At 55.3% G+C, this 23,677-nt stretch carries 29 protein-coding genes; 9 read left to right on the top strand and 20 right to left on the bottom strand.

The genetic code is table 11. The features are described 5' to 3' along the window. Window positions 1–2 precede the first annotated feature (2 nt). From OSB_RS00245 to OSB_RS00230, 4 genes are all read right to left on the bottom strand, one after another. Entirely contained in the window at window positions 3–467 is a 465-nt protein-coding gene (locus OSB_RS00245) for a c-type cytochrome (protein ID WP_049833091.1), read from the bottom strand. Next, window positions 467–934, bottom strand: coding sequence for a DUF411 domain-containing protein (locus OSB_RS00240; RefSeq protein ID WP_049833090.1), 468 nt, complete (start codon window positions 932–934; stop codon window positions 467–469). The genes OSB_RS00245 and OSB_RS00240 overlap by 1 nt, the downstream gene beginning before the upstream one ends. 58 nt (window positions 935–992) lie before the next feature. Continuing rightward, entirely contained in the window at window positions 993–1,328 is a 336-nt protein-coding gene (locus OSB_RS00235) for a hypothetical protein (RefSeq protein ID WP_049833089.1), read from the bottom strand. 64 nt (window positions 1,329–1,392) lie between these two features. Next, window positions 1,393–1,989, bottom strand: a complete 597-nt coding sequence (locus OSB_RS00230) for a Spy/CpxP family protein refolding chaperone (RefSeq protein ID WP_074202275.1) — start codon at window positions 1,987–1,989, stop codon at window positions 1,393–1,395. A 77-nt stretch (window positions 1,990–2,066) separates the two neighbouring features. Here OSB_RS00230 and OSB_RS00225 point away from each other — a divergent pair, with 77 nt between their 5' ends. Further along, the gene (locus OSB_RS00225; RefSeq protein ID WP_049833088.1) at window positions 2,067–2,609 is read left to right on the top strand and encodes a Crp/Fnr family transcriptional regulator; all 543 of its coding nucleotides are present in this window, start codon (window positions 2,067–2,069) and stop codon (window positions 2,607–2,609) included. Window positions 2,610–2,714: 105 nt separating this feature from the next. After that, window positions 2,715–3,152 carry a GFA family protein gene (locus OSB_RS16980; protein WP_425303909.1) on the top strand — a complete coding sequence of 146 codons (438 nt, stop codon included), beginning with the start codon at window positions 2,715–2,717 and terminating at the stop codon, window positions 3,150–3,152. A gap of 61 nt (window positions 3,153–3,213) precedes the next feature. Here the strand turns inward: OSB_RS16980 and OSB_RS00215 are convergent, their stop codons facing one another. Further along, complete coding sequence (locus tag OSB_RS00215) at window positions 3,214–3,753, bottom strand: methyltransferase family protein (protein ID WP_158454096.1); 540 nt, start codon at window positions 3,751–3,753, stop codon at window positions 3,214–3,216. Between the two features lie 8 nt (window positions 3,754–3,761). Beyond that, on the bottom strand, window positions 3,762–4,397 hold the full coding sequence (locus OSB_RS00210; protein ID WP_049833086.1) for a cation efflux transmembrane domain-containing protein: 636 nt from the start codon (window positions 4,395–4,397) through the stop codon (window positions 3,762–3,764). Window positions 4,398–4,470: 73 nt separating this feature from the next. On the opposite strand from OSB_RS00210, the gene OSB_RS00205 reads away from it, so the two are divergent. Both OSB_RS00205 and OSB_RS00200 read left to right on the top strand, forming a co-directional pair. Then, window positions 4,471–4,887: a MerR family transcriptional regulator gene (locus OSB_RS00205; RefSeq protein WP_038006129.1), complete on the top strand. Its 417-nt coding sequence runs from the start codon at window positions 4,471–4,473 to the stop codon at window positions 4,885–4,887. After that, window positions 4,811–5,278 carry a VOC family protein gene (locus tag OSB_RS00200; protein ID WP_342342030.1) on the top strand — a complete coding sequence of 156 codons (468 nt, stop codon included), beginning with the start codon at window positions 4,811–4,813 and terminating at the stop codon, window positions 5,276–5,278. Before OSB_RS00205 ends, OSB_RS00200 begins: the two co-directional genes overlap by 77 nt. A 12-nt stretch (window positions 5,279–5,290) precedes the next feature. Here the strand turns inward: OSB_RS00200 and OSB_RS16835 are convergent, their stop codons facing one another. From OSB_RS16835 to OSB_RS00190, 3 genes are read right to left on the bottom strand one after another with little or no spacing between them, the layout of a single operon-like run. Beyond that, on the bottom strand, window positions 5,291–5,518 hold the full coding sequence (locus tag OSB_RS16835; protein WP_072936797.1) for a GDCCVxC domain-containing (seleno)protein: 228 nt from the start codon (window positions 5,516–5,518) through the stop codon (window positions 5,291–5,293). Next, window positions 5,494–5,703, bottom strand: a complete 210-nt coding sequence (gene merF, locus OSB_RS00195; protein WP_038006607.1) for a mercury resistance system transport protein MerF — start codon at window positions 5,701–5,703, stop codon at window positions 5,494–5,496. The genes OSB_RS16835 and merF overlap by 25 nt, the downstream gene beginning before the upstream one ends. Next, on the bottom strand, window positions 5,700–6,086 hold the full coding sequence (locus OSB_RS00190; RefSeq protein ID WP_049833084.1) for a hypothetical protein: 387 nt from the start codon (window positions 6,084–6,086) through the stop codon (window positions 5,700–5,702). Before OSB_RS00190 ends, merF begins: the two co-directional genes overlap by 4 nt. Window positions 6,087–6,128: 42 nt before the next feature. Between OSB_RS00190 and OSB_RS00185 the strand changes: the two genes are divergently transcribed. After that, a complete protein-coding gene (locus tag OSB_RS00185; RefSeq protein WP_049833083.1) occupies window positions 6,129–6,542 on the top strand; it encodes a MerR family transcriptional regulator in 414 nt (137 codons plus the stop codon). Window positions 6,543–7,017: 475 nt separating this feature from the next. Here the strand turns inward: OSB_RS00185 and OSB_RS16400 are convergent, their stop codons facing one another. The 7 genes from OSB_RS16400 to OSB_RS16830 all read right to left on the bottom strand — a co-directional run bounded on the left by OSB_RS16400 (window position 7,018) and on the right by OSB_RS16830 (window position 12,247). Then, entirely contained in the window at window positions 7,018–7,206 is a 189-nt protein-coding gene (locus OSB_RS16400; protein WP_074202277.1) for a hypothetical protein, read from the bottom strand. Beyond that, the gene (locus OSB_RS00180) at window positions 7,199–7,384 is read right to left on the bottom strand and encodes a hypothetical protein (RefSeq protein ID WP_049833082.1); all 186 of its coding nucleotides are present in this window, start codon (window positions 7,382–7,384) and stop codon (window positions 7,199–7,201) included. Before OSB_RS00180 ends, OSB_RS16400 begins: the two co-directional genes overlap by 8 nt. 177 nt (window positions 7,385–7,561) lie before the next feature. Beyond that, a complete protein-coding gene (locus tag OSB_RS00175) occupies window positions 7,562–8,788 on the bottom strand; it encodes an ImmA/IrrE family metallo-endopeptidase (RefSeq protein WP_049833081.1) in 1,227 nt (408 codons plus the stop codon). A gap of 2 nt (window positions 8,789–8,790) precedes the next feature. Next, window positions 8,791–9,084 carry a type II toxin-antitoxin system HigB family toxin gene (locus OSB_RS16975; RefSeq protein ID WP_049833080.1) on the bottom strand — a complete coding sequence of 98 codons (294 nt, stop codon included), beginning with the start codon at window positions 9,082–9,084 and terminating at the stop codon, window positions 8,791–8,793. A gap of 300 nt (window positions 9,085–9,384) precedes the next feature. Beyond that, entirely contained in the window at window positions 9,385–10,908 is a 1,524-nt protein-coding gene (locus OSB_RS00165; protein WP_049833079.1) for a relaxase family protein, read from the bottom strand. Beyond that, window positions 10,902–11,330 (bottom strand): plasmid mobilization protein, encoded by a 429-nt coding sequence (locus OSB_RS00160; RefSeq protein WP_082166492.1) that lies wholly within the window; start codon window positions 11,328–11,330, stop codon window positions 10,902–10,904. Before OSB_RS00160 ends, OSB_RS00165 begins: the two co-directional genes overlap by 7 nt. A gap of 41 nt (window positions 11,331–11,371) precedes the next feature. Next, window positions 11,372–12,247 (bottom strand): helix-turn-helix domain-containing protein, encoded by an 876-nt coding sequence (locus tag OSB_RS16830; protein WP_234967414.1) that lies wholly within the window; start codon window positions 12,245–12,247, stop codon window positions 11,372–11,374. Between the two features lie 265 nt (window positions 12,248–12,512). Here OSB_RS16830 and OSB_RS00145 point away from each other — a divergent pair, with 265 nt between their 5' ends. The 4 genes from OSB_RS00145 to mnmH all read left to right on the top strand — a co-directional run bounded on the left by OSB_RS00145 (window position 12,513) and on the right by mnmH (window position 17,318). Continuing rightward, complete coding sequence (locus tag OSB_RS00145; RefSeq protein ID WP_049833078.1) at window positions 12,513–13,649, top strand: phosphoserine transaminase; 1,137 nt, start codon at window positions 12,513–12,515, stop codon at window positions 13,647–13,649. A 67-nt stretch (window positions 13,650–13,716) separates the two neighbouring features. Continuing rightward, window positions 13,717–15,312 (top strand): phosphoglycerate dehydrogenase, encoded by a 1,596-nt coding sequence (serA, locus tag OSB_RS00140; protein ID WP_049833077.1) that lies wholly within the window; start codon window positions 13,717–13,719, stop codon window positions 15,310–15,312. 115 nt (window positions 15,313–15,427) lie between these two features. Beyond that, window positions 15,428–16,207, top strand: a complete 780-nt coding sequence (locus OSB_RS00135; protein ID WP_049833076.1) for a metallophosphoesterase — start codon at window positions 15,428–15,430, stop codon at window positions 16,205–16,207. 58 nt (window positions 16,208–16,265) lie between these two features. Further along, window positions 16,266–17,318 carry a tRNA 2-selenouridine(34) synthase MnmH gene (mnmH, locus tag OSB_RS00130; RefSeq protein WP_049833075.1) on the top strand — a complete coding sequence of 351 codons (1,053 nt, stop codon included), beginning with the start codon at window positions 16,266–16,268 and terminating at the stop codon, window positions 17,316–17,318. Here the strand turns inward: mnmH and selD are convergent. Genes selD through OSB_RS00110 form a run of 4 tightly spaced genes read right to left on the bottom strand, consistent with a single transcriptional unit; the run spans window position 17,311 to window position 23,565 of the window. Continuing rightward, window positions 17,311–19,446 (bottom strand): selenide, water dikinase SelD, encoded by a 2,136-nt coding sequence (gene selD / locus OSB_RS00125; protein ID WP_049833074.1) that lies wholly within the window; start codon window positions 19,444–19,446, stop codon window positions 17,311–17,313. The genes mnmH and selD overlap by 8 nt on opposite strands. A gap of 57 nt (window positions 19,447–19,503) precedes the next feature. Then, window positions 19,504–20,538, bottom strand: coding sequence for a lipocalin-like domain-containing protein (locus tag OSB_RS00120; protein WP_049833073.1), 1,035 nt, complete (start codon window positions 20,536–20,538; stop codon window positions 19,504–19,506). Then, on the bottom strand, window positions 20,528–22,912 hold the full coding sequence (locus OSB_RS00115) for an ABC transporter permease (protein WP_049833072.1): 2,385 nt from the start codon (window positions 22,910–22,912) through the stop codon (window positions 20,528–20,530). Before OSB_RS00115 ends, OSB_RS00120 begins: the two co-directional genes overlap by 11 nt. Continuing rightward, window positions 22,909–23,565 (bottom strand): ABC transporter ATP-binding protein, encoded by a 657-nt coding sequence (locus OSB_RS00110; RefSeq protein WP_049833071.1) that lies wholly within the window; start codon window positions 23,563–23,565, stop codon window positions 22,909–22,911. Before OSB_RS00110 ends, OSB_RS00115 begins: the two co-directional genes overlap by 4 nt. Between the last annotated feature and the right edge of the window lie 112 nt (window positions 23,566–23,677).

The following is a 23,677-nucleotide window of genomic DNA, read 5'->3' as shown; positions in this document are numbered from 1 at the left end:
CTTTATTCGGACTGGGCATTGAGTGCGTCGTGATGCTCTCGAATATCACTGGGCCAGGTTGATTTGATGAAGGATAGCACGGCAATGATTTCTTCATCGCTGAGCACATCTTCGTAAACAGGCATGCCGGATGGGGGTGCATTCTCCATCAGTCCGGCAAGCCCATATTTGGTCAGCGTGAAGAGCGTTTCATCGTCGTGGTGCCACGTGTGCCCGGTCGCGTCATGCGGCGGTGCTGGTAGCAAACCATCTTCGCCCCGCGTCCGCCAGTTCGGTTGCCCTTCGAGGCGCGCCCCGTGGCACGCAGCACACTGAGCCACGTAGATGCCCTGACCAAGGGCGACCACTTCAAGGTCATCAGGTGACAACAGACCGACCCCATCGGAGGGTTGTGCCATGACAAAGGCGGCGGCGAAACCGGCGAGCGCGAGCCCGCCGGTAATAAGAACTGCCTTGCGACTTGCCATCACGTGTCGAAGGGCTGTGCAGTACCAGCTCGGTAGTACACCGTTCCGGTGCCCGCCTCTCCGCCAAATGCAATAACGTCGTAACGGGCGGACGGATCATCTCCCATGCCGGGGGAACCCATCGGCATGCCCGGAACGGCAAGCCCGGTGACGTCTGGGCGATCCTGCAGGACTGCTTCCAATGCTTCAAACGGAACATGCCCTTCGAAGACATATCCATCCGCTTCAATGGTATGACAGGATGCCAATTCAAGCGGTATGCCGCGTTCTGACTTCTGCGCCTCGGGGTCGGTCAGTTCCTCGACCGTGACAGCGTAGCCACGCGCACGGGCCAAGTCGGCCCAAGCGTGACAGCATCCGCACCCGGGTGAGGCGAGAACGCGCATAGGCGTGCCTGCGCGCGCAGGAAGAGCGGTCATGACAAGAGCCGCTGCGGAAAGAGATGTGAAGTGACGACGTGTAATCATGTCTGTCGGTCCTTTGATTTGAAAGTTGAATGGACTGCGGGCTAGCGCCCGTTGCCGCTTAGACTTTCGGAGGACCGGTTGGGACAGCTAGCGTCAGGTTTGCAAAGTCGAAGTTAGCGTGCAGAACACTAACAACCGATCTGCTCGCGGGAATGACCTGCAAAATAGCAGAAGCGGCCGCGAGATCGCCAAAACAGGGCATTGACCCCATGCCGCTTGAGGCGTCGCAGCAGTCCGCGAGTGCCTTCTCAGCATCAGCCAAGGGGTCGCTTTCTGACGTTTGGGCGTGGTGGTCGGCGTGATCCGATCCATGGTTCAAGCCATGCATCACAGATGCGGTGGATGCACCAGTGAATACAAAAACAAGAATGATCGACAGAACCAAACGAAGCATAACCAATACCTACTGGGGGTATTTGGCTTTGACAAGTCACGAGGATGTGTCGCCGCGAGCCTGGCTAGTTGCAACCATTATGGCTACGCCACATGTCCGGATTATGCCCGTCTGGAACGGTGGCACAGGGATCATCTGAATAACCGCGCAAGACCGAGTACCGGCTGACTTGGGCATCAGTCAGCAATGATAAAGTCAACAGATGGGCATTCAAATGGACAAGGCGAAGAGCTGAGCGCGCTTGACCTGCTTCTGCGACTAGACGTTCAAGCATATCGGCATCTGGTGCGCCTTGTTGAAACGCTGCGTCCAGCGATTGTTCCGCCGCGACGAACCGCTCCCCAGCAGTTATGGCGTCTGATAGCATCTGCGCCCGGACTACCTCGATGTCGGCGCGCTGCTGTTCGGTCAGACCGATTTCATCGGCAAGCTCAAGGAGATGCGTTGGCCCGGGAACGCCATTTAGCTCGGCGGCGCGTGCAAGACCCCAACCGCCGCCACGTGCGATCTCTTCCAAGTCGTCCTCGGAAAGGGATTTGATAAGGCGCGTTTCTTGCCCTGCATAGTCCGATGGGACTGAGCCGTGGTTTCCAGAGTGGTTTTGAGCAAAGGCAAAGGTGGGCAAGAACAGCATGAGAAATGCGAAGCGTTTGGTTGTCATGTTTGATATCCTTGTTTGATCCGGTATTTGCGCAAAGACATTGCATATGATGAGCAACATGAAACATGATATAGATCATGTTAGATCATTGGCTCACATCATTCGAAGGCGCATCTGTTCGAACACTAGACGCAGGCGAGTATCTGTTTCGGCGTAACGATAAGGTTGAAATGGCATTCCTTGTAAGGGAGGGAAAAGTTCTTCTTCGGCGAGCTCTGAAAGATGGCGGGCTTCTTACCTTGCACACTGCAAAAGCGGGCGATCTTGTGGCCGAAGCGTCCTTGTTTGCAGATCATTACCACTGCGATGCGGTGACGGATCGGTCGACAAAGGTCTCGGGCATACCCAAAGCGAAGATTCTGGAGAACTTTGGGAACGGTTCTTCGGGGAAACATCTTTCGGTAAGGGCATTGGAGCGGACGACCAAAGAACTTCAGGCACTGCGGACGCGCATTGAGATCATGCGGTTGCGAAAGGTAACAGATCGGCTGGATGCCTATCTCGAACTTAATGGACCTCCAGAAGAAGGCGGGTGGGTGCACGTCGCCGATTGGATTGGGGTGACGCCAGCCGCTCTTTATCGCGAACTTGCGAAGCGTCGACGGGACGATCAGGCATGAACCCAGACACAAATACCCTTCTTGAGATATCGGATTTTCTGGGACTTGCAGCAACCAGATAGGTTCAGACTATAAGTTGTTGCGAAGTTGGTTCTCCTTCCTAAAATGAACTGGAGAGGAAAGATCATGTTGCCTGAGCAGTTTTCCGGTGGGTGCGCGTGTGGAGCAGTCCGATACAAATCCGAAGGTGTTGCCCGCTACATGGGTAACTGCCATTGCCGCGATTGCCAGCAGGCCACTGGAAGTGCCTATTTTCCAGCTGTGCTAGTGAAACAGACTGATTTCAGGCTTGAGAAAGGTGAACCAAAGTGGTTCGGGCGCCAAGCTGATCGCGGCCATGCAATGCTTCGCGGTTTCTGCTCTGAATGTGGATCACCGCTGTTTCTGATCAACAAGGCAAGCGAAGGAGCAATGATCCTGTTCGCGGGCAGTTTGGATGATCCAAGTTGGTACCAGCCAAGCCGTGACATTTACGTGAAGAGCGCACAGCCTTGGGACCAAATGGACCCCAGTCTCCCGAAAGCTGATGGGATGCCTACCTAGCTTTTTAGCGTTGCTACTTTTTTGGTGTCAGTCGCAATCCGACTTTGGCTCGTTGCGTACCTCAGAAGAACCTCCCCACACGTGTCGCGTACTGTTCAAACGCGCTTCCGTATTTATCCTTGAGCCAAGGTTCCTCAGAAAATGGTGCGGCGATAAGCACTGCTATTCCCGCTAACCCGACGACCATTGCCCAAGGCGCTGCTGACAAGATCATCCAGCCACTTACGATGCCAATATCAGCCATGTACTGCGGGTTCCGAGAGTAACGATACATGCCCACAGTGCGCAGGGTGCCTTTGGCTCCACCAGTCTGCGGCACCCCAAAGTGCGAGACTTCCATCCATACCACAATGTTGCCAAAGAGGATGAGAGGCAGGCCAACGCCAAACCGCACCCAACTTAGAATGGCCAGATCAGCCCAACCCAAGACACCAAGCAAGATGAGAACACCGAACAGCGTGAATGTCGGCACCCAGACAAGGAAAGGTGTAAGTGCCGTATAGCGTTTGGGCGGCCATATCCGCCGCGCAGGAAAGGCGATTGACCAAAGGATCGCGGCCAAGGTCATAGCCGCAATGCCCAGACCTAGAGCAACAAGCATGCTATGCATCATACCTCTACGTGGCCGTGGTCGATCACTTCCCGCCGTTCCGCGAGGGCTTGGCGCACGATCTGGAATGCTGACGACAGAAACAGTCCCGCCATGATTGTTGCCACGATCAGATCAGGCCAGCCCGTTGCAGTGCCCCAGACGCCCAAGGCGGCGAACATAACGGCGACGTTGCCGATGGCGTCATTGCGGGAGCATAGCCAGACTGAGCGCACGTTCGCGTCACCGTCCTTGTAGCGCACCAGTAAGAACACACTGGCAAGGTTGGTTAGCAATGCCAGAAAACCAACAGCCCCCATGATCTCGGCTGCGGGAACCCCAACATAAAAGACGCGGTGCACCGTCGATCCGAAAACCCACATCCCCATCAGCAAAAGACTAAAACCTTTGAACAGCGCGGCATTAGTACGGGCGCGGAGCGACGCTCCTATGACGGCCAGTGAGATGCCATAGGTCATTGCATCCCCTGCAAAGTCGAGAGCATCGGCTTGCAATGCCTGTGACTTCGCCAAATGGCCCGCAGTCATCTCAACCGCGAACATTATCGCATTAAGTGCAATGACGATCCAGAGCCGTCGTTTGTAGTCATCTGAGACACCATCAAACTTGGCGTCATGTCCGCAGCAGCCTGCCATGGGGTAACCTCTTTCATCTTACGTTCATGATAGTATAATGTCTCTAGTGACTAGAGGTTCAAGAGGTTTCTTTATGTTTTCTATTGGCGAGCTATCCAAGCGCACAAAGGTCAAGGTTCCCACCATTCGTTACTATGAAGAAATGGGACTTTTGGCAGAAGCCGAGCGCACGAGTGGCAACCAAAGACGCTACGATAAGGAAGGATTGGAACGACTGAGTTTCATTCGTCACGCTCGTGATCTGGGATTTTCGATTGAGGCGATATCATCGCTCATCGAGTTACAGGATCATCCAGACAGATCGTGCGAGGCCGCAACGGACATCGCTGTTTCGCAGCTTGCAGATGTTCGCGCGAAAATCAAACGGCTCAAGCTTTTGGAAAAGGAACTCACGCGAATTTCGAAGGGATGTGATGGGCACGGCGTTTCTGAAGACTGCTATGTCTTGGCGTCTCTGGCTGATCATGAACTTTGTGAGAGGGAGCACTGAAGAAATCCCTTCCTCTTGCTTCCAACGAACCGCCGCAGTGCTACAGGTGAACAGCCGCACAGTAAGACCGATGCGGGACTTTTTTGTAGAGCGGCTCGGATTTGAACTTGGTACGGAGATTGGGACTGGTCCAAAATTTGTGACTTTGGACCGAGATGGTCAGACAATCATGCTTGCTTGTCATCGAACATTGGGATTCCGAAAACATGGGTGGGCGGCCTATTTCTGGGTAGAAAACATAGAAGCGCTGCATGACGAATTCGAGCGCCGAGGCGCAAAGCTCAAAAGCCCGATCACCGACAAGCCATACGGTTGCCGAGAGATTGTAGCTATGGCACCAGATGGCCGAGAAATCGTATTCGGCGAGATAACAGGCACCCAAGCAGATTAAGCCCGTGCATACCTAAACACCGCAGCAGGACTTGCCTTCTTGGATCGGTGGGCATGGAACTGTTGCGTAAGAACAGTAGACGCAGCAATCCCCCTCTAGCGGTTTCAAGACGGTCTGACATGACTTGCATTCATAAAACCACTGGCAGGCATCGGTCGGCATAGTCTCGGTTTCAACGTGCCCGCAAGATGGACAGGTGAGAGTCGATTGCAGCACTACTTTTGCGTCTTCTGTCGCCATATCGCGTACCCCGTGAGTATGAGAAATCCTGCCAATATCGGCAGCAAGACAGCATCGCTGTAGACGACACCAAGCAGGCCTGTCAGGCCAAGCGCTGTAAGCACGACCGGCAAGATCGGCGTGAAGCAACAGAGGATCGCCACAATCGTGCCGCCCACCCCGAGCGCCAGTAGTTTGTTTTTCATCGTGTCGATCTCCACAAATCCCACATAAAACGCTGCGCTGACGCCTCCCAGAGCGGCGAAAACAGTGCGATCAAAAAGGCGATGGATGCAAGTGACGTCCAGATAATTGCGGACCGCCTGCGCGTTGAGCATGGCTTGCGCCGCAGCACCCGATACCAAGCCCAAACCAGTGCAATCGCAACACCGACAAGAATGAACCCTCGGTAAGCGATGAATGGGCCAAGCATGGTGAGCCATGCGCCACCAAGGCCTAATATCGATAGGCCGATAGGCAAAACACAACATGACGCCGACAATAGCGCCAAAAGCGCTGCGAAGGGCATCACTAGGCGGGCAGCGATGCCGGTGTCTACCACGGGTTGTTGATTTGCATTCATGTCCATTTTGCACTTCTACTTCCTGTAGCCACTACAGGAGCAAGCAAAATGTTCACCATCGGCAAAGCGTCAGAACAAAGCGGCGTGAACATCGAAACGATCCGGTATTATGAACGTGAGGGTGTGGTTCCGAAACCGGGGCGCTCGGCAGGCGGGCGTCGGCTATACTCGTCCGATGAAATTGCCAAACTCAGGTTCGTGCGCCGGTGTCGCGATTTGGGCTTCCCGATCTCGATTATTCAGACCTTTCTATCCCTGACCGAGCTGAGTGACCGATCCTGTGGCGAGGTGAAAGCAATGGCTGAGAACCATCTGGGTGAGATCACCGCCAAGATTGAGAACTTAGTGCGCCTCCAAGACGCGCTCTTGAGCCTTTCCAAGAACTGCGACGATGGCTCTGCGGCTTGTCCTATGTTGGACGCATTGATGAAGGATGGCTTTGGCGGCAACCTACACGAGTAAAGCAGCCGTTAGCTTGAGTTTCGCGAACGGTATCTCTGTCCCACCATCTTTCATATTGGCGAAGCGTACGGCGAAAGTTCGGTCTTGGCTCAGGCACAATCGGGGCCCCTGATCGACCGGTATGGCGACATCAGCTGCGACACAGCGATGAACGCGCCGCGCGTGCGAACTAATGCTGCGTCAGCAACAGCCGCGCCTGCATAAGTCCGGTTTGTCCGCGGAGCGCGCCTTGATCGGACGCGCAGCGAAGGTCAGCTCGCTACATCTGGCGCATTGCGCCGCTGTTGGAGCTAGGACGTTTTCGCGGCGTCTGGACGTGGCTCGGACGCGAATTGAGAGATTTACCAAGGGTGCAACCGGGATCACGCCTGACAAGGCACTAAGGCTCGCCGGGTCTCCAACATCTAACCACTTAGCGTGGCTTAAATCACCTGCATTGCGCGGCCCAAATTTGGCCGGGCCGCGCATTTCCACATTAACGCTTGCTGCGATGCTTTGTCGGATCAGCAAGGCGGTACTTTTGGCCCTTCTCCTCAGGAGGCGGAAGAGGTTCATTCCGAGTCACCGTGCGCTCTACACCGGTCCTGCCACCACGCGGGCCAGTGATCTCGTACTGTCCTGAGCGTGGTGCCTTTTGACCGGGCTTGAATAGCTTGTCAGACATGTGAAACCTCCATCAGTGCGGGAGGAATTTCTGAAAAGCGCTTCCCAGTAGCGATTTCGCTGACACGGCCTTGGTTTAGGTCAAAGTCTGCTGCAATGCGATGTTGATAGTCGCCCTTCGCAATTCGGGCCTTAATGATAGCCACCTGTTCAGGTGTCAGGGTCTTGATAGTAGCCATTTGGCGTACTCCTTGGCGCAAGTTAAAAGATTTGCCCTAGAGTCCCGAACCGTCTATCCCTTGTTTACCACCACAAGAGTGCTTCGGTCTCCGGAGCCACGAAGAGTAGATGCGCCTGTATCCAATCTTCATATTGTGAAAAGCGGGGTAGCCTTGCAGGGCACCCCGCTTAATTTCTTAAGCAGCATCCTCCATCAGCAGCGGTCGAACCTGCTTTGCGCCCACAAATTGCGACAAAAGCCTATAATTCTTCATCTCATGGCGAATGCGGCCTGCAATGATCGCCGGGTGAACCTTGGCTTGACGCGACAGGGAAAGGACGTTCTGGACACTGGGACGAGAACGCACGGGATGATCCAACCAAAGGTCAGAAGGTACTAGAGCCTCCTGCGCCCATTCATCGGCCTCACGTTCTCGTTCGTCGTCGCGCTCGTGATTTCGTTCACGAAGTTGCAGATCGTCTATGAAGACTTCGCTGTCTCCGTTCGTGAAGTGTCTCCCCAAGTGTGCAAGTTCATGCAGCAAACAAAACCAGAAGTTATCCAGGCGGTCATATCTGATTGTCATACCGACAACTGGAACACTATCAACAGTCCACAGTGCAGCTCCGTCCAAATATGTCTTTGGCAAATGAGATGCTACGACTAACGCAATCCCATGCTTGGCGAGCTTTTCTTTGGCAAGCTTTGGTCCTTCGTCAAATTCACTTAGACATGCAATCTCTCGGAGAAAATTAAGTGTAATTGTTCCAGGCTGAAATACCCCTTCCAGACCCGCATTGCGAGCCTTGCAAAGGATGTGCAGGCACCACGCCTGCAACGCGTGGACATCCGTCTTGGCGTTTGCCCGTGCGCCGCCACCTTGGCGGAAGAGAGCCTGGGGCAAGGCTTGCTGGCCGCCCACACAGGCTACAAGCCTCTGCACAATTTCTTCGGCACGATCTTTGATATCAGCTGACTTTTCAATCCACCCCAGCTTTGCCATCTGCGCCACTGGAAACTGCTCGATATCAATTTCGTCCAGAGTGTTCGGTAACCCATTGCCATCCCGTATCAAAACATCGGCAGGGATGCCCAGATGCTCGTTCAAAGCTCTGATCATTTTCAACGTCAAACTTCTTTTGCCGCTAAGCACTTCAGAGGCCTTTGATCGGCTCCCAAAGATTGGTGCCAAATCACTTTGTTTTATGTCCATTTGTTCCATACGAAACTTGATCGCCTCTATGGGATCAGGCTGGTCCATGGGGAATTGACGATCCTCAAAAACCTCGATCAGCGTCGCTAATATGTCCAACTCATCATCTTGAGATTGAGTGCGATCAAGGTCCATCAGCGCTTCCACGCGCGCAAGTGCAGCTTCGTAGTCCTCATCGGAATGAATTGGGCGAATCCTATGTTCGTTCATGATCACACTTCCTCCGCGTTAATTTGGTCATATTCCTTGTGCGTCCCAAGAAATCGGACAAACCCTATTCCCTTTGCATAGTCGAACTTCATTATGAGTCGATATTTGTTCCCACATACATTGAAAACCACACGTCCACCCTTCAGAATACTTGCGTTGCGGTACTGTGCCTTAACGTCCGCTGGTGTCTTCCATTCGGCGCGGTGCGCCTCTGACCACCACACATCCAACTGCGCTTTCGCGTCAGGAAACCGTTTTGAAAATGCGATCAGCTTTGGCCGGGCTATGATCCTCATCGTCTAATTACTCCAGCGGTCCCATAGTGTCAATAAGTAATACGATCCCTATAAGGGAGCAAATAGCAGATTCGCAGCTAAGCGGCAAGTTAAGTGCGCGTTTAAGATTCTTGATCGGCTCTTGACTCAAGTTCGACTATACAACCGTGAGGTGCCCAAAATGAAGAGCCATATACCAGATATCGTTGAACCCCACATACAAGCACAATATATTGAAGGCCTACTTCTTGATCTTCTCTTGATCTTAGTGCTGCAGCAACAGCCCTTAGAAGGCCTGCGCAACCAGTATGATGGCAAAACTTAATGTGTCAGCCCTCGATCCATCTCGACCTCCCGCGTCTCTAGCTCTGTCTCAACCTCTCTTCGGCGGCTTTCACTAATTTCAAGCTGCTCTCGAGTTGCGTGCGCAGCTTCCCGTAGTTCGAGCCCGCGCTCAACAAGCCGTGCAACGCAGCCACGGACGCCGTTTGCGATTGAATGAGCACCGACACGCAGGCGGCCAATCCATCCATCTGGCTCTGCATCTTGGTCGTCGAGCGTGCTTCTAACCCGCTCAATTCCTTTGCTGAGACCTCTGAGACCGTCACCAACCGCTCGACGCAGGCGAGCAAGTCTCGTTCCAAGGCTGTTAGGGGTGTCGTCATCTAATCCTCCTCGATCTTGATGCAGGTCACTGATCTGCCGCCCAGCGTGCAGGTCCTCAGCCTTGTCTTGGTCGGGTCCAATACCAGCCAGGTCCCGTCCTCCCTGTCGATCCGCGTCAAGCCCAAGTCCGTCATCTCGGAGCTGGCCAGCATCAGCGTCCAAAACAAGCTCGCCGCCATCATCAAGACGATCCCCGCCAAGAACGTCCCCGTGATCAGCCAGGGCGAGATCGTCAGCCAGCTCTTGTTCTGTCGCAAAAAGGTGCGGGTATCGATCTCGATTGTACGATGCGCGATGGTCGCAATGCTGCTCAAATCGGTTCTGAAGCTCTCGAGCTGGGATGCCATCGAGGCGGCGTAGTCCTGCCGGATCGTGTCCAGTTCCGCGTTCAGCTTCTCGCTCAGCCGGGTTGGCTTGCCAGTCCTCATGGAAAATATCTCCTTTCAAACGCCAGCGCTCGCCGGTGTCAGGGTCTTGGGCGGTCAGGTAGGCTTTACCCGCACGGGGAATGTCGAAGCCTGCATCGACGAGCCCGTCGAGCATGCTGGCGCGGTCGGTGATCAGGCCGACGCTGATCTGGTCTTGAATCCACGCGTGCAGCTCGTCGCGGCCTTGGGCGCGGGTTGGGGTCTCGATGGTGTCGCGGACCTCTTGGGTGCGTTCCAACTCCATCGGGTCGGCCCAGCCGTGGCGCTGGTTCATCACATCGCGCAGGCTGTCGAAGGCTTTCTCATAACCTGGCGGTGCGATGTTCAGACTTCGCCCTGAGATCAGCTCAAGGCGCGGTGTGCAGAAGTGAAGCTCGACGCGGTCTTCGTGGGTATGTCGGACCCAAAGCACGTCATATTGCGTAGGGTCCAGCCCCGCGAAGGCCAGACGCTCGAAGTGGTCCATGACCTCGGCCTGCTGCTCCTCGGTCGGGGCGTCGGTGGCGGCAAAGCTGATGACGCCCGCGCGGTAGGTCCATTGGTGGCGGCTTGCGTCGATCAAGGCCTCGGTGCGGTCGGGATTGCCGCGCAAGACCTCCGGCAATGGTTCGCGGGTCACGGTCATGGGCTGGCCGTTTGCATCGCGGATCAGGTCGCGGTTGTCGTCATAGGCCAGCACCTTGTCCGCGACGAGGTAGCCGACCGGACCGGACCCCGCGCCTTTGCCGTTGCGGAAGAACTTGATCAGCATCGGCGGGACACCTCGATGATCTGGGCAAGCTGGCGCTCGATGGTCAGCAGGCGGCGGGCAACGGTGAGCGCGTCGAGGTCGGTGCGCCCGATCTTCACGGCGTAATTGAGCCAACGAGCGATCTGGTTGAGGTTGCCACCGATGCGTCCGACGGCCAGCACCAACGCCGGGTCAACGCGAGGGATGGGCTTGCGACGGCGGGCTTCCGTCAAGCCAAGCGCCTCGCGCAGCAGGGTCGCGGCAGGCAAGCCAGCGGCCTCGGCTTTGGCGCGGAGCTGGGCCTTCTCTGCGGCGCTACACCGAAAGACGAAGGTCTCGGTCAGCGGCTCTTTGGTGCGGGCTTTTCCCGCGCCGGTGGGGTTCGAAGGGGAGGCGTGCCGCCCCTCGCAAGGTCCCGTGTCAGCAGCGCCAGCGTATGACATGGGTCGCCTTGCTGTTTGCTCTTCTGTGGGATTGGTTGCGGTCATAATCTGAGGCCTGCGGCTTGGAGTTGGGCCTCGGAAACCATTTTCGACGCAAGCAACGCCGTGACTTGGGTGCCCGTGATGTGTTTGCACATCGGGCTGCGATCACTGATCCAGCAGGCCAGCCGCGCTTGGTGATCGGCCTGCAATGCTGTCGCCTTTTCTCGGTCTTCCGCCTGCTTCTCGACATAGGCCTTCCAGCGCCGCGACTGAAACCAGTTGTCGGAAAAGCAGACCTTGGAACGGGTGAAGCCCGCGCTATCGGTCGCGTAGGCTTGGACGGCTAGCAGCAGGTCCTCTGGTGCGATCCCTTCCTTCACGGCCTCTTCGATCTGGGCAAGGCAGATCGCTTTGCCCCGCAATCGGTCGGATGGATACGCCGCCAAAATCTTCTCAGCTTCTTCATCCATCGCCGCCTCGCGCTTGCGCGTAGGTGGTTCTTTCACAGGTTCAATGGTAAGGTTCGTGTCCCGATTTGAGACTACCCCCGTCTCACCCTTGGGACTTTTCCCTCGCTTTTTTGAGACGTTTCCCCCCGTCTCATTTTGAGACACAACCCCGTTGGGACCGCCACCCTTCGGGAGGGCGCTTGGGCCAAGGGTGATATCGAGGTGCAGTTCATATTGGTTAGACCCACGCCCTCCATCGCCATCACCACGGGCATGACGCGTCACGAGGCCGCATTCCTCTAAGGTCGTCATGTGCCGGAACAACGTCGCACGGCCCATCTCGCATTCGTCCGCAAGCCGCTTGGCACTCGGATTGCATTGACCCGTCTCTTTGTTGTGGAAGTCCGCCAGTTGGATCAGCACAATCTTGGCGGCTGGTTTCAGGCCTTTGACGTTCGCCGCCCAGATCAACGCCATGCCGCTCATGACGCCACCTGACCCGCCAGAAATGGGCTGATTGCATGAAGCCTGCCACCTGATTCTGCGGCTCGATGTTGTGGAACAAAACCGGATTTCCTTGTGTCAAATTTGTGCCAATAGGAAACATGCGTTCCTGCATCGTTCTGCAAAAGGCTGCATTTACCTACAAAGCAAACACCTTTGCCTATTGCTGTTTTTACTGGGGTTCCGTATGTCCGGCGGTGGGACACCCTTCCCCAACGAAGGGCATTTATCTGTAAGGATACCAGCAATGGCTACTCAACAACCGGCAACGCGGCCGGCAAATCCGCGTTTTTCCTCTGGCCCCTGTGCCAAACCCCCAACATGGTCACTTGATGCTTTGAAGGACGCTCCGCTTGGTCGTTCGCATCGTGCCGCTGTGGGCAAAGACAAATTGAAAGCAGCAATTGAAGGCACGCGCGACGTGCTTGGCATTCCTGCGGATTACAAAATCGGCATCGTTCCCGCATCAGATACTGGCGCGATGGAAATGGCGATGTGGTCTCTCTTGGGCGAACGTCCTGTGCAGATGGTTGCATGGGAAAGCTTCGGCGCTGGCTGGGTCAGCGACGTCGTTAAGCAGCTTAAGATCGAGGCATCTGAACATATCGCGGACTACGGTCATATCATCAACATGGAAGCCTTGGACTACGACCAAGACGTCGTGTTCACGTGGAATGGTACAACATCCGGCGTTCGTGTCGCGGGTGATCCGATCCCTGCAAACCGTGCTGGCCTGACAATCTGCGACGCGACTTCGGCCGCATTTGCGCAAGACCTTCCTTGGGAAAAGCTCGACGTCACAACGTTCTCTTGGCAGAAAGTTATGGGCGGTGAAGCAGCCCACGGGATGATCGTTTTGTCCCCGCGTGCTGTTGAGCGCCTTGAAAGCTACACACCTGCTTGGCCTATGCCGAAGATTTTCCGCATGACCAAGGGCGGTAAGCTGATCGACGGTATCTTCACCGGTGCGACGATCAACACCCCATCCATGCTTTGCGTTGAAGACTATCTGTTCGCGCTGAACTGGGCTAAATCCATCGGTGGTCTGGATGCATTGCGTATGCGCGCCGATGCGAACGCCAACGCGATCTGGAACTTCTGTGCCACGCGCGACTGGATCGACAATCTGGCAGTTGATGCGGCCACACGTTCGAACACGTCCGTTTGCTTGAAGTTCACTGACCCGCGCATCACTGACGGCGCTGCATTCGCCAAAGCAATTGCCAAGCGGCTTGAAGCTGAAGGTATTGCATTGGACATCGGCGCTTACCGCGATGCGCCTGCGGGCCTTCGTATCTGGTGTGGTGCCACGATTGAGACGTCCGACATCGAAGCGATGTTGCCGTGGCTCGACTGGGCATTCCAAGCCGAGATCGCTGGTTAATAAATCCAATTTTTCGGGGCCGCGTTGTGCGGCCCCACCCCATACATTTCATTGAAGGATGCTAAAAATGGCTCCCAAGGTACTCGTCTCCGACAAACTTTCCGAAACCGCCGTTCAGATTTTCCGCGATCGCGGCATTGAAGTCGATTTCCAACCAGACCTCGGCAAGGACAAAGACAAGCTGGCTGAAGTGATCGGTCAGTATGATGGCCTCGCAATTCGTTCTGCGACCAAAGTCACCGAGAAAATCCTGAACAACGCGACCAACCTTAAGGTCATCGCGCGGGCCGGTATCGGGACTGACAACATCGACAAAGAAGCGGCGTCCAAGAAGGGCGTGATCGTGATGAACACGCCGTTCGGCAACATGATCACGACCGCGGAACATGCCATCGCAATGATGTTCTCTGTTGCACGTCAAATCCCAGAAGCATCTGCATCAACGCACGCAGGTAAGTGGGAAAAGTCCAAATTCATGGGTGTTGAGCTTACTGGCAAAACACTCGGGGTTATCGGTGCGGGTAACATCGGTGGTATCGTTTGCGACCGTGCACGAGGCCTGAAAATGAAGGTCGTGGCGTTTGACCCTTACTTGAGCGAAGAAAAAGCTGACAAAATGGGTGTTGAAAAGGTCGAACTCGACGATCTGTTTGCGCGCGCTGACTTCATCACACTGCACGTTCCGTTTACGGACCAAACAGCTAACATCCTTAGCCGCGAAAACATCGCCAAGCTGAAAAAAGGTGTGCGGATTGTGAACTGTGCGCGTGGTGGCTTGGTTGATGAAGAAGCCCTCGCAGACGCTTTGAAATCCGGCCACGTTGCTGGTGCGGCGTTTGATGTGTTCGCTGTTGAACCAGCAACAGAAAGCCCGCTGTTCAACCTGCCAAACGTTGTTGTGACACCCCACCTTGGCGCGGCAACTACCGAAGCGCAGGAAAACGTAGCGCTGCAAGTTGCAGAGCAGATGTCTGATTACTTGCTGACAGGTGCAGTTACCAACGCGTTGAACATGCCGTCTGTGACTGCTGAAGAAGCTAAGGTTATGGGGCCTTGGATCGACCTTGCAGGTCACCTTGGTAACTTTACAGGTCAGATGACAGATGAGCCTATTAAGGCCATCAACATCATGTTCGACGGTTCCGTTTCTGACATGAACCTTAAGGCACTGACAGCTGCTGTGGTTGCTGGCATCATGAAGAAGGCTAACCCTGACACGAACATGGTGTCCGCCCCAGTGATCGCCAAAGAACGCGGAGTCAAAATCAGCACAACAAAACAGGACAAATCCGGCGCATTCGACGGTTATGTCAAAGTAACTGTTGTAACTGATAAGCGTGAGCGTTCGGTTGCTGGTACGGTATTCTCTGATGGCAAACCGCGCTTTATCCAGATCAAAGGCATCAACATCGACGCCGAAATTGGTGCGCATATGGTTTACACAACCAACGAAGACGTTCCGGGTATCATTGGTACACTTGGCCAAACTATGGGCAAGAACGACGTTAACATTGCGAACTTCACATTGGGTCGTTCCGAAGCCAAAGGCGAAGCAATTGCTTTGCTTTACATTGACGAAGCCGCACCTGCTGGCGCGCTGAAAGACCTCGAAGCGACAGGGATGTTCACACAAGTGAAACCACTGGCATTCGACGTTAACTAAATCTTTTTGCCCTCGCCCCCTCGATTTCAATGACTTGGAATTGAGGGGGCGGGGGCAATTTCATTCTGGATCATTTGAACCCACCCCTCATCGCCACCGGCAAAAAGGACGATAAATGCTATACTGCGTCGGCGACATTCACGGCTTTACGGGTCAACTTGACCGCACGTTGCAATTGATCGAAGCAGACGGTGGTGCGGATGCCCCGATCGTTTTCTTAGGGGATTATGTGGACCGTGGGCCCAACGCCAAAGGCACAATTCAAACCTTGATTGACGGGCAAGCGGCAGGTCGCCCGTGGACCTGCTTGATCGGCAATCATGACCTCATGTTCTGGCGTTTTGTTACAAGTGGCATCACCCAAGATGCACACATCCTGTCCAACAAAGGATGGCTGCACCACCGTTTGGGCGGCAATACGACACTCGCCTCCTACATTGATGCTGACGATTTGCAGGCAGCGACAGGGATGACTAATTTCGCGACCGAAGGCTTGGACCCCACGCCAACGGATGCACTGAATTCTTTGAAAGAGCTGGCTCAGAACGCTGTTCCAAAAGAGCACCTAGATTGGATCGCTGCGCAGCCACGCTTTTACCAAACGCACGAGCATACGTTCGTTCACGCGGGCCTACGCGTCGGCGTTCCATTATCCAAACAAACTGAAGAAGACCTTACGTGGATCCGTGACGGTTGGCTCGACAGTGATGCCGACCACGGCAATGTAGTGGTTCATGGGCATACCGCGCTCGACTTTCCACAACATCATGGCAACCGCGTTAACCTTGACTCAGGCGCGGGATATGGGCGCACTTTGGTGCCTGCGGTTCTTGATGGTGGGAAATGGTTTACGCTGCATGAAACAGGGCGAACTGCCCTAACTCCAACCACCTAATCGTCCCATTCCGACATGCGCCTTTCGGCCGGTTACCCGCTGGGATAGACAACACGGTATGCGAACTGCGTTTTCCACCCTTAGCGACATTCTGAACCACGGTTTTGATACCGTGATTGATGTGCGATCGCCTGCGGAATTCGCAGAGGATCACATCCCCGGTGCGATCAACCTTCCCTCATTAAGCAACGAAGAACGAGCGCGCGTTGGAACGATCTACGTGCAGGAAACACCGTTTAAAGCCCGCAAAATTGGCGCGGCTATGGTGGCTCGAAATGTAGCGACCTATCTGGATGGACCGTTGAAGGACATGGATGGCGGCTGGCGGCCACTCGTCTACTGTTGGCGCGGCGGGCAACGGTCCGGATCATTCACATCCATCCTGACGCAGATCGGGTGGCGCGCTGAGGTGGTAGAGGGTGGCTATCAGAGCTACCGAAACCTCGTTCATGGTGCCCTCTATGACGATAGGTTGTTGCATCGGTTAATCCTACTTGATGGCAACACTGGCACGGCGAAAACAGACATCTTACACCGCTTAAAAACGCTTGGTGTTCAGGTCCTAGACCTTGAAGGGATCGCGAACCATCGCGGGTCTTTGCTTGGCGCGATGGATACTGACCAGCCTGCCCAAAAAGGATTTGAGACGGCGCTGGCTTGCGCCTTGGCGCAGCTTGATCCGAAGCGCCCAGTCATAGTTGAAGCCGAAAGCAGCAAAGTCGGCGCGCGTATTCTTCCGCCGTCTTTGTGGACGGCGATGAAAGCCGCGCCCCGTATTGAGATAGATGCACCGATTGATGCACGTGCCGCCTATTTGGCGAGCACCTATTCGGACCTCAGCGCAAATTCGGACACCCTCGCACATAAGCTAGAGTATTTTCGGCGTCACCGCGGGAGGTTGGTCGATGCATGGCTTGAACTTCTACAAGGCGGCGCGTTTGAAGACCTCGCACGTGCCTTGATGGAAGAACATTACGACCCGACATATCGGTCGGGCCGGTCCCACAACGGAGCAGAAGTTTTGCATCGTTTCGAGGCTGATAAACTGAGCGAAGACGCGCGCGTTGATCTGGCCCAACAAATCGCAGCGTGGGTTAATAGCGTTAGCTGAATGTCACTCCGCGACCTTCGGTGATCTCACCTATGATCGATATCCCAACGTTCGGGAACTTCTTTGTAATCGCAACTGCCTGATCCCGTGGAAGTGCCGCCAACAATCCGCCCGCTGTTTGAGGGTCGAACATAAGGGCGCTACGTGCGGTGTCGGGTGCAGTGATGCGCGTGTCATTTCGGTTGTCTGGAAACAGCGAAGACCGCACGCCAGATTCGGCCAACGACAACGCTCCGTCGAGCAATGGAACATTGTCCAATCGCACTGTCGCGCCAACACCCGAGGTTTCACACATGCCCGCCAAATGCCCTGCAAGCCCGAAGCCAGTCACATCCGTCATCGCATGCGCATCTTTCAACGCCCGCGCAAAGTCCTCGTTGCTTTGCGTCATAGATTTGTAGCAGGCCAAAACGTCCGCCCCTCGCGCAAGGCGGCGCATTTCTGCGGCCAGTATCGTGCCAGATCCGATTGGCTTGGTCAGAACCAACACATCGCCGACCTGAGCGCCAGCCAATGTCACCGGATCGGCGGAACACAGGCCGGTTAACGATAGGCCGATGGTCATGCTGTCGCCCATTGTCGTGTGTCCACCAACCAACGCGGCACCGCCCAAGTTTTCGGAAATGGTTTGCGTGACCTCTGTGACAGTGCGTTGCTGTAGATCGGCCGACATGCGCGGTAGCGTTAAGGACAAAACAGCCGCCTGCGGGTCAGCACCCATCGCCCAAATATCACCCAGCGCATGAATTGCCGTGATCTTTGCCATAAGAACTGGGTCGTCAGTTACCGCGCTCAAATGATCTGTCGTAAACACCTGCAACGCACCACCAGTTTTCAGCAACGCCGCGTCGTCACCGACCAACGGCACGATGTCGTTACGCCCCGTTTCTGGCAACGTCTTTAACGCACCTTGAAGGGCACCACGCCCCACCTTCGCGCCACACCCGCCGCATAATGGTGTATCCCCGAGCGCATCTTTGACGCCCTGTGCAACCCGCAACGGTAGCTCTGGCTCCATTTGGGGGAGTTTCTCAAACTGGTTCATGAACGTGCGGTCGATGTGGTTTTTCCATTTCCACAAAAGCGTGCTGCGCCGCGCTGTGCCCAGCTTTTCCGCGAGCGCTTCTTTTCCGCCAAGCGAAATCAGTTTGAGGTAATCTTTCTGCGGGTGGTAATTCCGCATCTTACCGTCCGATAGTCGGGCGCGCAGATTGTCGAATAGGTAGGGCGCTTCACGGACCGCGAACACACCAGCCTTTGGACGCGGATCATGGGATAGATACGCACAATCTCCGACCGCAAACACATCAGGATCTGAGGTTTGTAGCGTTGGTCCAACGACAAGAGACCCTTCTTGAAGATCCAGACCTATATCGGCAACCCAATCATGCGGACGTGCACCCGCAGCGCCAGTTGTGAAATCCGACGGGACAAGCGTGCCGTCGGTCAACCGAACCGCATTGGGCAAGACTTCGGCGACTTCGGCATGCTCAACCAGCGAAACATTCAGTTCTTCTAGCGCTGCGAGAAGGCGATTTCGCGTCGGCTCGTTGAACCCGTCCAGCACCTCGCCACGGTCGATCAATGAAACTTCTGGTGCTTGGTCGCGCAGGGCGTATGCCATCGCCATCGCGAGTTCCGCGCCTGCCACGCCACCACCGATTACGGCGACTTTAGGCGTTGTCGCGTTTGCACGGTAGGCATCCCAACGAGACGCAAAAACGCCGAGCGGCTTGGCCGGAATACCGTGTTCGGCAAACCCTGCGAGGGTCGGCATTTCAGACGTAATGCCAACGTCAATTACCGCGACATCATAAGCAATGTCAGGGCGATCTGGCACGCTGATTGTTTTTGCGATCGGATCAATCGCAACGGCTTTGCCAACGATAATGCGTGCACCTGCGAAACGGGCGAGTTTCACCAGATCAATATCCAACTCATCGCGGGTGTAATGTCCGGCAACAAAACCGGGTAACATTCCCGAATAGGGTGCCGTCGGGCCTGGGTTGATAACTGTCAGGCGAACACCTGGAAGCGGATTCATTCCCCAACTGCGCAAAACCAACGCATGGGTGTGGCCACCGCCAACAAGTACAAGATCACGGGTGAAAGGAACTGTTTGTTTCATAAAGCCGTTTTAACGCCCGTTGGCCATTTGGGCGAGGGGCATGTCTTCACGGCTGCGTCACTCATAGCCGGTCATTTCAAGATACCCTACGCCAGTGTGCGAGCCTTCGACGATGATCGGCCCTTCCCAATACGGAACCGACGTCTCCATCCACGATTGCGGGTTGAGGGCGTAAACATCAAGATCGACCCCACGCTCGTCGAGCCGGACATTCCATTGCGTCGGGATTTGACGGCCATTTACGTCAGAATAGGAGATAGGTTCGGCCTGAAACGCACCGTCTGGATATGCGGTCGTTTCACCATCGAGCGTGATCCACGTTGCAGATGTGTAATAGCTTCCATCGTCTTGGCGCAGGCGAAACCCCATCAGTTTTCCGTCCTCCAAAGACAGCGAGAACCAATCCCAACCCGTCTGATTTTCTGACAAAGGCTGGGATGACCATTCGCGATCCAACCATGCGTTTCCGGTTACATGGACATCCCCGTCAGGTAACGTCAGCATCCCTTCGATGGCATAAAAGGGTTGTGAATAATAATAAGACGCTTGCCCGTCGGCGGATTTAACCGAGTAGCCATCATCGCCGTGAAACACGATGTCGCCCAATGCGATCAGGTCCATGTCATAGGCAAAATCTGGCCCGCTCGCCGTCATGTTGAGATTGTCGAAATCAGGTCCGGAAAGTTGCCAGTCATCAATCCACGCTTCAAACGGGGCGGTGGTCACGCCCGCCTGCCCGATCCCGCCGCGTGCAAGGCGTTCTGTAACGTAGTGATCAATTGGCGTGGTGACGGCGGCATGCCCCATCCACAACTGTGGCGACGACCAACCGTCGCCCCCATCAGGGGTCAAAGCGGTGCGAAACAGTGTCCATTGCAGGCCGTAGTGCGTCCCATCATCGTCCTGAAGATTGGCAGTTAGATACCACCATTCAATTCGGTAATCGGGGTGCGGCTCGTGATCGGCGCTAAAGTCAAAGACCGCAGGGCTTTCAGGTGTGGCGAAGCCATCAGTGGATGTCCCGAGCCCAGCGAAGCCTTGGGCAGACGCAGCGAAAGGCCAAAGGAGCACCAGAAGAATTTTAACGTTCATTTGAAAACACCTTGAGAAGGTCTGAAGGGCGCGTTCTGGCGAGTTTTCGCGCTGGCCAAAGGGCCGCAAGAACTGCTGCACCGACTGCAAATATCGCAAGGCGCGCGTAATCCAATGGAAACAGGAACATCGGCAGACGCCAACCGAACGCTTCGACGTTCACGATTGCCAGCAGCGTCCATGCAAGTGCGAGACCGAGCGGGAGAGCAAGGACCGTAGTAAGGAGCGCCAGCAAAACAGCGCGGATGATCTCAATGCGCCCCAGCTGCGCCCGTGTAAGACCTTGTGCCCAAACGGGGGCAAGTTGTGGCAGGCGCATGGTGGCAAGTGTCAGAAGGCTCATCAGGATCGCAAAACCAGCAACGGCGAGGGTCAGCACATTCAGCGCACCCGTTACCGTAAAGGTCCGGTCGAAAACGCTGAGAGAGAAGGCCTTGATCCCCGCTTGGTTCACCATGTTTGCGTCCTCAAGGCCGAAGTCTTCGCGCAATGCGTCCGCCAAGGCAGGTACATTAGCAGTATCCATCCGAACCCCAAAACGCAGCGGCCTAATCTCGGGGAATAGTCGGTTGAATGCAATTTCGGTTACGATGACCTGGCCGATTGGGTTGCCGTAATCGCCATATATTCCAAGGACAGGAAACGGCTCGCCGGCCAAAGTGATTTCATCGCCGATGGCTACGTCGGCGCGTCGAGCGAGTTGCTCGTTTATCGCGGCGCCCTCGCCCGCCTCAATCTGTGCCCATGCCTCTGGGGCTGCTTGGAGGAATAGCCAGTTTTCGCGGTAGGTGGAGTGCGCGGTTGGGCCATAGATTTCTGAAGGCAAACCGCGCACGTTTTGGTTGGCCGATTGGATTGGCAGAACTTGGTCAACCCGCGGTACTAAGTAGGTTTGCAACGCCGCCGCCTGATCAGCGTCATCGGCATAGACGTAAAATTCAGACGCAAGCCGTTGGTCTAGGAAACCCGTGAACGTTAGACGGAAACTGCTCACCATCGTCGACACACCCACGTTTGCAGCCATGGCTAACAAAAGTGCCATCAACGCCAACGACAACCCCGGAAGCTGCTGGCGTGTGTCCGCCCAGAACCACTCAGCCATGACAGACCTTGCCCGCGACGCACCAAATGCAAGTATGCGATCAAGGATCACAGGAAGCGCCAAAGCTGCGCCGATCAACAGCGCGGCGAGCATACCGAAACCCGCCGCGAGGCCGTTTCCAACTGCACCCAAAAACACGGCGAGTATCAACAACGCAACCGCGAGGATTGCCTGATATAGTCGCCCCCTGCCCGCTTGCATCGCCCATGCGCGCGGCCGCGCCGAGGCAAGCAATGGCATGCGTGCGAGTTGGAACAGAGACGCTGCAGCCGCCATGCACGTCCCGCCAACAGCGATCATTAAGCCGGACAACCACCACTCAGGTCGTAGTTGCAACGTGCCGGACACGGATTCTCCGTACAGGCCGGAAATCGTCGCTGCGACATCGGGCAAAAGTGCAGCTGCAACAATGTAGCCAAGCCCGATACCGATTACGCCTGCTACAAGCGAAATCACCAGTAATTCGATCGCGATCAGAGCGATCAAGCGACGCAAAGGGAAGCCCAGCGCACGAAGCGTTCGAATAACAGGGCGGCGTTGTTCAAACGCCAAACCGATTGCGCCGTGCACGATGAAAATGCCAACAGCAAAAGACAACAAACCAAATGCTGTGAGGTTAAGGTGGAAGCTGTCTGTAAGCCTGCCGACGTCAGATCCGTCTTGAGGGGCGCGTAAGGTTAGGGTCGGGGTGACCTCGCTTATTGGAGTTTGCACAACCGGTTGCACAGGTGACACGAGGAGGCGGCTAAGCGTGTTTTCCAAACCGAGAAGCCGTTGTGTTGTCCCGACGTCCGTGATGATAACATTCGGGGCCGCATCGGGTGTCACGATGTGCGACACATCATGACCTTCCAACCGATCGAACGTCTCTTGCGTAGCAAACAAAACGCCGCCGATGAGAACATCAGTCGATAGGCTTTCGTCACGAACGCCCATAGGCGCCATTCCACTTGGAGATGTTAGCGGATCCAGGCCGATCAAGCGCACCCCGTCGAGGCGCCCTTCGACAACGGGGCTGACCAACCACCCAGCACGCCGCAAACGAATGTAATCAGCTTGTGGAATTACACCATCGGCTGACGTGATCTGCGCGAATTGTCCTTCGCCCAAAGTTTGCGCCGCAGCATCATAACTGGCCCGCGCTTCGGCGTTTACCGCCTGCACGCCAGACCAAAGCGCCGTTGCAAGCGACAGCCCAACGATCAATGTGAAAAGCTGCATCGGGTTGCGCAGCCAATGGGATAACAGTGCCTGTAGTCCCGCTTTCGTCATGCCACGCGACCTGCTCGCAGGTGCAACCGGCGATCCATTCGTGCAGCTAAGCGTTCCGAGTGGGTCACCATAAGTAGTGCTGCCTTTGTTTCAGCGGCCAGTTCCAGCATAAGGTTCAATACTGAATCTGCAGTGATTTCATCTAGGTTACCGGTGGGCTCATCCGCCAAGATCAGCGCGGGGCGTGCGGCCAGTGTTCGTGCAATTGCAACGCGCTGTTGCTGCCCGCCTGAGAGCTGCTCAGGGTACTTGGACATCTGTTCCGAAAGACCCATGCGCGTGGCGAGGTCTTTGATCCATGTCTTATCCTCGCGTCCGCCAAGGCGCGCTTGAAACGCTATGTTGGAGGCGACCGTAAGCGAGGGGATAAGATTGAACTGTTGGAACACGACACCAACCTTGTCGCGTCGAACGGCGGCACGTGTCGCATCATCCAACGCTCCAATGTCCGTTCCATCAATCTCAACTAACCCCGTGTCAGGTTGATCCAACCCGCCCACCAGATGCAAAAGCGTGCTTTTCCCTGAACCGGACTCACCGGTTAAAGCAAGCGTTGCACCTGCATTCATTTCCATGCTGATTCCATTCAGGATCGGCAAAGGGCCATCCGGACCAGAGTACGTTTTGACGAGATCAGTTACGCGTAACAACATAGGCCTGTACTCCAACACGCCGTCGATGCGGCGAATAACTGGTATGAGATTATATTAAATGCCAGAGATGAACATGACCCTCATTAGGAATTTAGAAAGATATCTACGGTCA

This window comes from Octadecabacter temperatus, from assembly GCF_001187845.1.
GTDB lineage: Bacteria > Pseudomonadota > Alphaproteobacteria > Rhodobacterales > Rhodobacteraceae > Octadecabacter > Octadecabacter temperatus.
Note: the sequence above shows the minus strand (reverse complement) of the source record. Positions and strands in the feature narration are given on the sequence as shown.